The 12,278-nt window shown below is 49.9% G+C and carries 5 protein-coding genes; 4 read left to right on the top strand and 1 reads right to left on the bottom strand.

All coding sequences use genetic code 11. The features are described from left to right. Positions 1–228: 228 nt before the first annotated feature. On the top strand, positions 229–1,206 hold the full coding sequence (locus NDA06_RS01690) for a polysaccharide deacetylase family protein (protein ID WP_347276991.1): 978 nt from the start codon (positions 229–231) through the stop codon (positions 1,204–1,206). Between the two features lie 237 nt (positions 1,207–1,443). Here the strand turns inward: NDA06_RS01690 and NDA06_RS01685 are convergent, their stop codons facing one another. Beyond that, a complete protein-coding gene (locus tag NDA06_RS01685) occupies positions 1,444–6,096 on the bottom strand; it encodes a glutamate synthase-related protein (RefSeq protein ID WP_190984628.1) in 4,653 nt (1,550 codons plus the stop codon). A 787-nt stretch (positions 6,097–6,883) separates the two neighbouring features. Between NDA06_RS01685 and NDA06_RS01680 the strand changes: the two genes are divergently transcribed. The 3 genes from NDA06_RS01680 to NDA06_RS01670 all read left to right on the top strand — a co-directional run bounded on the left by NDA06_RS01680 (position 6,884) and on the right by NDA06_RS01670 (position 12,167). Then, complete coding sequence (locus NDA06_RS01680) at positions 6,884–9,058, top strand: phosphodiester glycosidase family protein (RefSeq protein ID WP_242047338.1); 2,175 nt, start codon at positions 6,884–6,886, stop codon at positions 9,056–9,058. A gap of 232 nt (positions 9,059–9,290) precedes the next feature. Further along, the gene (locus NDA06_RS01675) at positions 9,291–9,716 is read left to right on the top strand and encodes a phosphomannose isomerase type II C-terminal cupin domain (protein WP_190415385.1); all 426 of its coding nucleotides are present in this window, start codon (positions 9,291–9,293) and stop codon (positions 9,714–9,716) included. Positions 9,717–10,097: 381 nt separating this feature from the next. Further along, a complete protein-coding gene (locus NDA06_RS01670) occupies positions 10,098–12,167 on the top strand; it encodes a serine/threonine-protein kinase (RefSeq protein ID WP_190984627.1) in 2,070 nt (689 codons plus the stop codon). The last annotated feature ends 111 nt before the right edge of the window (positions 12,168–12,278 follow it).

The raw sequence follows: 12,278 nt of genomic DNA, 5'->3' as shown, positions 1-12,278 counted from the left end.
CAAAAAATAAGCAACTTAACGATAAATGATATAGTTTCTAGCTTTTAGCGCTCTAGACAGGGATTCTAGAGACGAACAAAGGACAGTAGACGCACGTCCTCTAGCTAGCAGTCTTGCTCGCGCAAGTTGCGCCGCTAGTTGTGAAAAAATTTTTGAGAAGCATGGTGTCTGGAAGTGGCGGCAGATGAATTGCCGCCCGGATGAAAGGAGGAGTGGAGGGGACTTAACGTGGCAAAGTATGACAGATTTCTGTGGCGGGAAAAAACAACATTAATTGCTCTGGCTGCGGCTGCTAGTAGTTTTATTGCTGGTCTCATGTTGCCAGTAAACCCACAAGGTAGCGATCCAGAAATTCTTCTATCCCCTACTGAAAAAATGGGGCATCACACCCCCGAAAAAAGTGGCATTGATATCCTAGCTTTAAAGGCACAGCGAGATGAGGCATTTGTAAAGGTATTCTCTCGATTGGAACAGGAGGCACAAGACAGACGCCTGATGGTTTCTGTACCTACGCAATTTCAGGGCAAAACCTTTCAGGAAGTAACACTCAGCAGCAAAGAGAAAGTCATTGCCCTGACATTTGATGACGGACCTTGGCCTAAAAGCACGTTGGAAGTGCTGGAAATCCTCAAGAAAAATAACATCAAGGCAACGTTCTTTATGGTGGGGAAGAACGTGAAAAATTTTCCCCATTTGGCGCGTCAAGTTTCCCTGGATGGTCACGCGATCGGCAATCACACTTGGAGCCACCTTTACCATCGCTTCAACGAAACTGGAGCTTCCAGTGAAATTGACCGTACATCCGACATGATTTATCAAACTACAGGCATCAAGACAACTCTATTTCGTCCACCCGGTGGTCATCTTAAAAACGGATTAGCCGCCTACGCCCATAAGAAGAACTACGCGGTTGTGATGTGGTCTTCTGATTCAAGAGACTATAGCCGTCCTTCGGTGCCATTATTCATCAAGCACGCGCTAACTGGAATCACACCAGGCGGAATTGTCCTGATGCACGATGGAGGTGGCAATCGAGACCACACGGTGCGGGCTTTACCCCAATTAATTACCGAATACAAAAAGCGTGGCTACAGGTTTGTCACGGTGCCAGAACTGATGGAGATGCAAGACAAAGAAGTTAAGTTGGCAGCCGCTGCTAAACGAGTTCCTCCGAAAGTTCAATCGGCTGTTCCAAAACCTGAATAAGGGAAGAGAATATTCCCTCTTTTCAGGCACGATACAGAGGTGGCTGGTGATTGGGAAAAAGTTTTGAGTTTTGAGTGGTGAGCCTTGAATTAAAGAAATTTATTTTCACTCATCAATCATCACTTTCATTACTGCTGACCTGTACGATGTAGCGGCATTTATAGAATTTATAGAGAAAATTTCTTCTCTATGATGCTGGTAAGGGGAACCCGATAGTTCCCCTTGACTTTTTAGTGCTTACTGCACCGAGCTAAGCACCTTTTCTGGTGTTGCTTCAGGATTGGCTTCTGGAGAATCAGCCTCGGAAGGAGGCACAACTTGCCAGAATTTGGCTAGAGACTCAGCCCAGTTGGCTAAAATATCTTTCGCTTTCTGGCTACCTGTACGTTCGGCGTGCAGCTCAATCAGCTCTTTGAGTTGTTGCTCACCGGCAGGTGTCCTGACTCGTTGCAGCTTGACAATTTCTGGGTTTACCTTCGATGTAAAGCTGCCATCCTCATCGAGGAAGTAAGCTAAACCCCCGGTCATCCCCGCGCCCACATTGCGTCCGACTCTGCCCAAGACGACAATCGCGCCGCCAGTCATGTATTCGCAACAGTGGTCGCCTGCACCTTCGATCACCGCCATGCCCTTGGAATTGCGAACGGCAAAGCGCTCACCGGCTTGACCATTGGCAAGCATAATGCCGCCCGTGGCACCGTAGAGACAGGTGTTGCCGACAATCACGTTCTGGGCTGGATCGTAGGTGGCTGACTGGGGCGGCTTGATGACAATTTCGCCACCATGCATCCCCTTGCCTACGTAGTCATTTGCCTCACCTTCCAGGTTGAGGGTGATGCCAGGGAGGTTGAAGGCACCAAAACTTTGACCCACACTGCCTTGGAAGTTGAGGGTAAGACTGCCACTCCAGCCGGTGTTTCCATATTGAGTCGCGATCGCTCCCGCAATTCTTGCCCCAACCGTCCGGTCTGTATTTACTACGGTTACAGCTTTGGTCACGCTCGACTGATTTGCGATCGCATCCTTAACTTCCGGGTCGTTGAGCAGTTGATCGTCCAAAACCGAGCCATTACTATGAACTGCCTCGTGAACCAACCAGGAACGGTCTTCGCGGGTATCGGGAAGACGGGTCAGGCAATCTAGATTCAGCGCCTGTGTCTTGGTGAGTTTCGTTGGGCGCACCTTCAAGAGGTCGGCTCGACCAATGATGTCGTTGAGCGACCGATATCCCAACCGTGCCAAGAGACTCCGCACTTCTTCTGCCGCAAAGTAGAAGAAGTTGACGACGTGTTCTGGCATTCCGGGGAAGCGCTTCCGCAAGTTTTCTTGCTGAGAAGCTACGCCTACAGGGCAGTTATTGGTATGACAAATCCGCGCCATAATGCAGCCTTCGGCAATCATAGCAATTGAGCCGAAACCGTATTCTTCTCCGCCCATTAAAGCGGCAATAACGACATCCCAGCCGCTCTTGAAGCCACCGTCTACTCGCAGAATCACGCGATCGCGCAAGCTGTTTTCCATGAGGACGCGATGCACTTCGGTTAACCCCAATTCCCAAGGGCTTCCGGCGTGTTTAATCGACGACAGCGGAGAAGCGCCCGTACCCCCATCGTGACCGGATATCTGGATAATATCGGCATTTGCTTTGGCGACCCCAGCCGCAATGGTTCCGATTCCGACTTCTGCTACCAGCTTCACCGATACTCCCGCTTTCGGGTTAATTTGGTGCAGGTCAAAAATTAACTGCGCCAAATCTTCAATTGAATAGATATCGTGGTGCGGCGGCGGCGAAATCAACGTCACCCCAGGCTTGGAACGGCGCAGCATGGCGATGTAAGGGCTAACTTTTGTCCCCGGTAGCTGACCGCCTTCTCCCGGCTTGGCACCTTGAGCGATTTTGATTTCAATTTGCTTGGCGCTCATCAGGTACTCAGGGGTGACGCCAAAGCGACCGCTAGCAACCTGCTTAATCGAAGAAGAAGCCGTATCCCCATTCCTTAATCCTTTCAGATGCGGTAAGACCTGGGAATGACCCATTTCATCGACATCATCGAGAACTTTGTAACGAACTGGGTCTTCGCCGCCTTCTCCAGAGTTGGATTTACCGCCGATGCGGTTCATGGCGATCGCGAGGGTTTCGTGCGCTTCCCGCGACAATGCCCCTAGAGACATCCCACCTGTAGCGAAACGCTTGAAAATTTCCTCGACTGGCTCTACTTCTGCCAGTGGAATGGGGGCGCGATCGCTTTCTAGATCCAGCAAATCTCTGAGCGCCGTTACGGGTCGCCCTTGCAAGTGCTTTTGATAAACTTCGTAGTGGTCGTACTGCGGATTCTTCACCGCCTGATGCAGCGACTTGGCAACTTCCGGGCTGTTCATGTGGTACTCGCCCCCCGGACGGTACTGCACAAAGCCACAGTTTTCCAGCTTTTTGCGCGGCACTTCTGGGAACGCCGCCGAATGGAAGGACATCACTTCTTGGGCAAGTTCTGCTACGCTCAAGCCACCGAGGCGCGACGCCGTCCCCGCGAAGCCGAGCTTCAGCAAATCTCCTCCAATACCAATTGCCTCAAAAATTTGTGCCCCTTGATAGCTAGACAGTAGAGAAATCCCCATTTTTGAGAGAATTTTCAACAATCCAGCTTCTACCGCTTTGCAGTAATTTTTTTGAGCCTGCTCTAAGCTAATACTCTTGATTCTGCCCCGCTGCATCATATTTTGCGTCTTGCTGTCGCTCCACCAATGACGCACGGTTTCCAGAGACAGATAAGGACAAACCGCAGAAGCACCGTAGCCAATTAGACAACCAAAGTGGTGCGTACTCCAACACTGAGCGGTATCGACAATTAGGGATGCCCTCGTCCGCAGACCCTGCTGGATCAAGTGATGGTGTACTGCCCCTACAGCTAGGAGCGGTGGAATATAGCTGGATTCGGCACTAATACCATTCGCTATGCGATCGCTTAGAATGATTATTTCTTTCCCAGCACGGACGGCTTGAGCCGCTGCTTCGCATAAGCTTCTAACCGCTACCTCTAGCCCTTCTGGCCCTTTCTCAATTTCAAACAGCGTTGAGAACTGCTCTGTCTCGAAAGAAGAAGCGCAGATTTGCTCTAGTTGTGCTTCATTCAGAACCGGAGACTCTAACTTCAGCAACCGGGCATACTCTGGTTTCACTTCCAAGAGATTTCCCCGCTTACCCAGAGAAACCGATAGCGACATCACCATGCCTTCGCGCAGGGGGTCAATTGGCGGATTTGTCACTTGGGCGAAGCGCTGCTTGAAATAGTCATAAAGCAAATGCGGCTTTTCTGACAGCACTGCGAGGGGAATGTCATCTCCCATGCAAAATGTCGGTTCTTTTCCAGAAGACGCCATTTCCTCAATGACCATTTCCACATCTTCAGTGGTGTAGCCAAAGGCAATTTGCTGGCGCAGCAAGGTTTGATTATCCAGCTTTGGTTCTAGTGCAAAAGGCTCCGCTGCTAGATTTTGTCGGTGAGACGCTAGCCACTCTCCATAAGGATGGGTAGCGGCAATCCGTTCCTTAATCTCCCAATTTTTTTGAACTTCGTGGGTTTCCAGGTCAACGGCGATCATTTGACCTGGCCCCAAGCGACCTTTTTCCAGAATCTCTGCTTCGGGCAAATCGACTACACCGGCTTCGGAAGCGACGACGACGTAGCCATCCCGCGTGATGCTGTATCGAGCCGGTCGCAGACCGTTGCGGTCGAGGGTCGCCCCTACTTTTTTCCCGTCGCTGAATACTAGCAGTGCTGGGCCATCCCAAGGTTCCTGAAGCCCGTTGTAATATTCATAAAAATTAACAATTTCTGGACGCTCCAACAATTCCGGCTGATTTTGGTACGCCTCTGGCACCATAATCGTCAAGGCTTCCAGAGGACTCCGACCCGTGCGTACCAGTAACTCTAGTACGTTATCAAGAGTTGCCGAGTCGCTATTATCGAGATGAACGAGTGGCTTGAGGTCGTTGATGCGTTCTCCCCAAAGCGGGTGCTTCAGCTCTGCCTCTCGTGCCATCATCCAGTTAATATTTCCCAACAGCGTATTAATCTCGCCGTTGTGCCCCAAAAGCCGCATTGGTTGGGCTAGAGGCCATTTGGGCAGGGTGTTGGTGCTGAAGCGGCGGTGATAGACAGCAAAGGCGCTCTTATAAACTGGATTTTTTAAATCTGTATAAAATTCTCCCAGCACGGCGGAGCGCACCATGCCCTTATAAACGATGGTGCGGCTAGAGAACGAACAGACGTAAAAATCTTCCGACCATTCTAGATCGAGGTCGCTATTGGCCTTGAGTGCCTTGCTGATACGGCAGCGAGCCAAATACAACTTTCGTTCCAGTTCATCGCCCTGTAAATGGGTCGAGGTACAGATCAGCTGCTCGATTCGTGGCTGGTTCTCTTTTGCCTGTATCCCAAGCACCTGGGGCTGTACTGGCACCTCTCGCCATCCCAAGACAGTTAATTCTTCCTGTTCGAGAGTTTTCCGAACAATGTCCTTGGCTCTGCTGGCAGCTTCGGTATCTTGGGGTAAAAATACCATTGCCACCCCTGTCTGCTGAGTCGGGGGCATTTCTATGCTTTGAGTTGCCAACCATTCACCCAACAGTTCCCACGGAATGGCGGTCATCAAACCGGCTCCATCCCCAGAATCCTGGTCAGCACTACAACCGCCCCGGTGTTCCAGACAAGCCAGGGCAGATAAAGACTTCTCGACTAATTCATGCTCTGGCGTTCCCTGCGGATTGGCGATGAAGCCGACGCCGCAGGCATCGCGTTCCTCTACCAACCATCGCGGGCCAGGAGAGGTTTCTGCCCCCTTTAGCGTTCCCTGTAATTGATGATTATCATTCACACTCCTGTTCTCCATGAGCTGATCCACGTTTTTCCTTTACTTACTGATACAAATTTCCCGTTCTCAGGTTGCTAACCCTGTGGCAAGACTTTACTAAACAACAGGATTAAAAATTGTCAAACGATGACAAAACTCGTCGTCAATGTATTTAAACACTCATTTCAGTCTTCTCTCGCCGAGACTAGGTGATGCCTCCAAAGCCTGACTTATCTAGATATAGATGCCATTTGACCATGAAGGCTGCAACTGAATGACATTACTACTTTTTCTGCTTTTTTTGCGCTAGAGCCAAGGGTGACAAAACTGGTTGTCAGAGCGATCGCTTCCCGCAAGGTGCTGTTAAGAACCTCGTTCTAACCCGATTCCTATCCCAGCAGCCTGCAAGAGTGACGGATTAGACATCTTATCATTTTTTAATGACGCCTAATATAAATCCCCGACGCTAGTCAAGGGACTGGTAAGCGACCCCAAGACATAGAGCCAGGACAAACAAATTGTAGGGGCTATCGTCAACACCAAGTCCAGACTGGGCTATGTTTTTAGCCGCTACTTTGAGAGCGAATGCTTCGCCCTATTGAGTTGTTGAATAAAGCGTCTTGCCGAACCCTGCGGTTATGCTTTTTATTATGAAGCTAAAAAAGCAGGCTTGAGAAGATAAAGTCATTGTTTTTTGATAGTTGTGCTGCTGACGCGCTGAGTTATTTTAGAAGTCTTGACTCTGTAGACACGCATCCAGCGTTATCCAGGTGTATGGCAAATACGCCCCTACAGAAGAGCTGCCCTATTTTATTGATGTTGTCGAATGATCAGGAGAACGACGTCACAGAGTGAGACGTTCGATGGTGTGGCGGGCATAATTGCCCCCGGTCGCCTAATCGCTTTCTCGCTCCCGTCCATTATTGCCCTCTCAGTTTACATGGCGACTTCTTCCCCGGTCGGAAGCACTAAAGAGCCAGTGTTAAAGGCACGGGAGAGCGAAGAAAAGAGCCAGATAGCACCACCGACTGCCAAGCAGATACCTGTAGCCCCCCACAAGCTTCCCCCCAAAGGATTACAGTTTTATGCCGCTCTCAGCAGGCCCAACAAGTTGCCCAGTCAAGCGTTGCCTGTTGCAGCTCCCACTGGGAAACTTCAAAAATTACCGGCACCGGAATTGCCCCTAACCACACAGGCGTTGGTGCCTTCAGCATCGCCTCAGATTTCTCGGTTGGGTTATCAAGTTTCTATCAACGGTCGCACCTTGCCAGCCACTTGGAGTCAGTGGCGGCTGGGAGAGTCTGTCCGTACCGGAATTAGCGACGCCGGGATGAGTCAAACATTGGGGGTAGAGCTTTTAAATACTGGAGATGTCACCAGACAGCCGGTACAGTGGTTTTCCCAACCGGCAACGGAGCCGCTAATGTTAGCGACGCAGGCAGTGGGGTCGTATCGCTATCTAGATATTACCGATTTCGCCCAGAGAGCCGGTTGGAAGATGGAGGTAAAGGGCACCAAGCTCTTGATTTCCTCTAAGCCAGCGCAAGTGGCAGATATTCAACCAGCACTGCAACCGAGGGGTTCGCGCATGACGATCGAGATCGATCGTCCGACGCCGTGGCAAGTGAGAAAAGAGGGTGAAGAATTAGTCGTCACAATGGATGCAGTGGCTACTCCCGCTCTCCTCCAGCGTTTTTCTTCCGCTCCAGTACCGCTGCTACAGGCTCCGAAGCAAGGGAAGGTCGCAGAGAAGGACAGGGAAACAGAAGGAGAGATTCCCTCGATAGTTCCACTTCCCCATCGCTCGAAATTACCGACTCCAGTGGTGGAATCAATTCAGAACCAAACCCAAATCCGTATCAACATTCCAGCCGGTCTGTCTCCTCGCTTTTCCTCCCTACCCAACCCGAATCGATTGGTTATCGATTTTCTACCAGAGGCGATGGTAGAGCGAGATATTCTTTGGGCGAAAGGAATCCGCTGGAAACAGCAGTATGTGAGTTTGGGTTCTTCCCGATTTCCGGTAGTTGGGCTGATATTGAATCCCCGTCTTCAGGGGGATGTCAACTTGCCCTTTTTTAAAATGAAACCGATCTGGAGCCATCCTTCCAAGATGATGGGAGTCGCTCCCCTGAGCGAGACAGCCCAGATGTGGCACGCCTCGGCGGCAGTCAACGGGGGCTTTTTTAATCGCAAGAACCAGCTACCTTTAGGCGCAATTCGGCGGGATGGGCGCTGGTTATCCGGGCCGATTCTGAATCGAGGCGCGATCGCCTGGAATGATACGGGAGCGGTGAAAATTGGGCGTCTGGCGCTCCAAGAAACTTTAATCACCTCAACGAGTGCGCGGTTGCCAATTTTTTTCCTCAACAGTGGCTACGTCAAGGCAGGCATTTCCCGCTATACCCCGGAGTGGGGAGCAACCTACACGCCGCTCATTGATGATGAAATCATTGTCGTTGTCCAGAACAACCAAGTCACGAGCCTTCTACCCGGAGGGATTGCGGGTAAAACTGCCTTTCCCATTCCCCGCAATGGTTTCTTACTCACCCTACGCGCTAACCGAGGACCAGCCGCTTCTCTCCCGCTTGGTACGAAAGTATGGGTAGAGGGAGCTACTGTCCCTGCTGACTTTAACCGCTACCCGCACATTGTTGGTGCTGGTCCCCTTTTGTTGCAAAATCGGCAAATTGTGCTGAATGCCAAAGGCGAGCAATTTAGCGACGCTTTCGATAAGCAAGCCGCAATTCGCAGTGCAATTGGAACGACCGCAGACGGCAACCTAATGATTGTTGCCGTTCACAATCGCGTTGGTGGAACTGGGCCTACCTTGAGAGAAATGGCTGCCCTGATGCAAAAAATGGGTATCATTGACGCCCTCAACCTCGACGGTGGCAGCTCTACCAGCCTCTACTTAGGGGGGCAGCTCCTAGATCGCCCTCCCTCCAGTGCCGCCCGCGTTCACAACGGTCTTGGTATCTTCTTCCAGCCCACCCGGTAGTCGCTGATTTAGGATTTTTTTACGATTTAGCCAATTTGTCAACCGTTAAAACTTCTATGAAGACTTGATGTAGATTGCGAGGATTCAGTAGTTTACGGTTACAACAGCCTGGTTTGATTTGCTATGTTTGGCAAAGATTCCCTCAATGTGTCAGCGATCGCTCACTACAATTGTCCATTCTCAAAATGTATTCACCATGCTGACAAAGCAACGGTTTTAAGGAGAAACATCAATGGCTCAGGCGCAAGAAATTTCTCAAACTTCTGCCTTCCCTTTACCCAGTTCGATAGCCACCAACGGAATTGCTGCAACGGAATTGCGCCCTTGGGGTTCTTTCACGATTCTGGAAGAAGGGCGAGGCTACAAAATCAAGCGCATTGAAGTAAAGCCTGGTCACCGGCTCAGCCTGCAAATGCACTACCACCGTAGCGAACACTGGATCGTGGTTTCAGGCACAGCGAAGGTTGTTTGTGGCGAGCAAGAACTGACCCTTAGCAGCAATCAATCGACCTATGTTCCTCAATGCCATACTCATCGCCTAGAGAATCCTGGTGTCATTCCTTTGGTATTAATCGAGGTTCAGAATGGGGAATATTTAGGAGAAGATGACATTGTTCGTTTTCAAGATGACTACTCCCGCAGTCAGCAAAAAAAGTAGGCTAGGGTTCAAAGTTGGGTAGCTCGACGAGCGACTACCCGATTTCAGTTTTTTTTTGAAATCAAATTTTCTAGGGCGTGCTTCCATAATCAGGTGGGAGTCGCCCTAAATTGTTTCCAAAGGGTATGCGATCGCGCCGCAGTCCAATTCTATCTTTCATTCATCTATTGCATTCCCACGGCTCTTGTCATTCCCGGACGAGCCAGGAGTCATCTAAAGCGAGACGAGTGTTTCTACTGAGTGAGACTTGTGAAACTGGACAAGTTTCCTGATTTCTCTTGCAGGGGTGGCGGTTGGGCGTTAAAACATCTAAGGCTGGCAAGCAAAACCAGAGCCTTGGGGACTAATCTAGAATAACTGCCAGAACACTGCATCTACCTCATGCTGGGAAAAACGCTCAGTGGTCGCTACCAAATCATCAAACACTTGGGAGGCGGGGGGTTTGGTCAAACTTACCTTGCCGAAGATCAGCAGCTACCGGGCAATCCACAATGTGTCGTTAAGCAACTCAAACCCAAGGCTAACGATTCATTAACGTTGGAGGTAGCTAGACGTTTATTCGATCGGGAAGTTCAAGTCCTCTATCGCTTAGGTAATCACAATCAAATTCCTCAACTTTTAGCTCATTTTGAGGAGGAGCAAGAGTTTTATTTAGTACAAGAATTCATCGAAGGGCACGAACTCAAGCAAGAATTACCTGTTGGGAAGCAACTGAGAGAGGACTTCGTCATTGTTCTTTTACAAGACCTCTTAGAAGTCTTAGCGTTTGTCCATCAGCAAGATGTCATCCACCGGGATATTAAACCGTCAAACTTAATTAGGCGCAAGCAGGATGGCAAATTAGTCTTGATTGATTTTGGAGCCGTTAAAGAAGTTGGCACTGAGACAGTCAGTTCTTCAGGAGAGACAACTTTAACGGTGGTAATTGGTTCCCCCGGTTATATGGCAAACGAACAACTCAGCGGTAAACCCCGATTCAGTAGCGATATTTATGCTGTAGGGATGCTGGGAATTCAAGCCCTTACCGGATTACCGCCATCTCAACTGCCAGAAGACTCCAGAAACAGTGAAATTTTATGGCGCGATCGCCTGCCAGTCGGGACGCGGTATTCTGTGCCCCTACTAGATGTTTTAGACAAGATGGTGCGCTATGACTACCGCCAACGCTACCAAACAGCAATAGAAGCGTTGCAGGCGCTCCAGCAGCTCAATACTGACTTAGTAACGCAGCCGATGACACCCCCTCCTTATAACGTCAGGTCATCACCTACTGCTTCTTTGCTACCCGTCACGCAGACGCTGTCGATTCAAATCTCATCAGCAAGGCAACCGACAAGCCAAAATTCTTCTGTGGCGACATCGGTTATTCAGGAAGCACCACCAAAGTCTGAAGAAGAAGGGATTTCTGCTATCCAAAACAAGGCTCCTGTACTAATCAGAATTGGTGCAGGTATTGCTACGGCTCTATTTCTGACAGTCGGAATTTTCTATTTTCAAAGACCTCATACCATTGGAGAAAAACCACAAGAAATTGCTTTAGTCAACACCCTCCCCGGTCATGCAGGCGGCGTTACATCGATTGCAATTAGCCCGGATGGTCAGTTCCTTGTCAGTAGCAGTCTCGACCAGACGATTAAGATTAGAAACGTCCGCAGCAAAGAAATCATTCACACGCTGACCGGGCATTCAGGATATGTTTATTCTGTTGCCATCAGTTCAGATGGTCAGACCCTCGTGAGCGGGAGTGCCGATAAAACAATTAAGGTGTGGAACCTGCAAACAGGGGAACTGCTTCGCACCCTAAGGGGGCATTTAGGAAATGTGTATTCCGTTGCGATTAGCCGAGATGGACGAACCCTTGTTAGCGGGAGTCAGGACAAGACCATCAAGGTGTGGAACTTGCAAACAGGTGAATTGGTGCGATCGCTGATCGGGATCAAAGAAGGGCTAGATGAGGGCGTTCGGAATGTTGCCATTAGTCCAGATGGACAAACGCTGGTCAGTAGTAACGTTTATGACATCAATGTGTGGAATTTGGAAACGGGCGAACTGCGCCGCACCTTTGGGGGACATATCGAGGCAGTGAGGGCGATCGCGATTAGCTCGAATGGTGAAACCCTAGCCAGTGGCAGTCCAGATGGAACTACAAAATTATGGAATTTACAAACAGGCAAACTGCTGAATACGTTTCCTCATGGATCTCGATTGCCAAATGGCTCTTTTTCTGGAGGAGTGTATGCGGTTGCCCTCAGTCCAGATGGTCAGATGCTCTTTAGTGGCAGTGGTACTAAGGAAAACAGCCTAAAATTGTGGAATCGGCGGACTGGAGAATTGATTCGTACCCTGACGGGACATTCCAACACGATTTTCGCAATTGCGATTAGTCCGGATGGGCAGACGATTTACAGTAGTAGCCTGGATGGAACCATTAAGGTTTGGAGCGTGCCTTAAAGCTAGAAGCTTGGGGAAATAAGGGTAGAGAATCAAGGCTGAGGAAACAAGAGGGCGAAAAGCGATCGCGCTCATGCGAAGCGAGGGGTTAGCCTAGCGCTGACTTGTCAG

This window comes from Trichocoleus sp. ST-U1 (genome assembly GCF_039961835.1).
Classification (GTDB): Bacteria; Cyanobacteriota; Cyanobacteriia; order Cyanobacteriales; family FACHB-T130; genus FACHB-T130.
The sequence above is the reverse complement of the archived record's forward strand: the minus strand, read 5'-3'. Positions and strand labels throughout refer to the sequence as shown.

Coding starts and splice junctions, on each gene's coding strand:
- NDA06_RS01685 (WP_190984628.1), bottom strand. CDS start 6,096: ATGGAGAACAGGAGTGTGAATGATAATCATCAATTACAGGGAACGCTA.
- NDA06_RS01680 (WP_242047338.1), top strand. CDS start 6,884: ATGATCAGGAGAACGACGTCACAGAGTGAGACGTTCGATGGTGTGGCG.
- NDA06_RS01675 (WP_190415385.1), top strand. CDS start 9,291: ATGGCTCAGGCGCAAGAAATTTCTCAAACTTCTGCCTTCCCTTTACCC.
- NDA06_RS01670 (WP_190984627.1), top strand. CDS start 10,098: ATGCTGGGAAAAACGCTCAGTGGTCGCTACCAAATCATCAAACACTTG.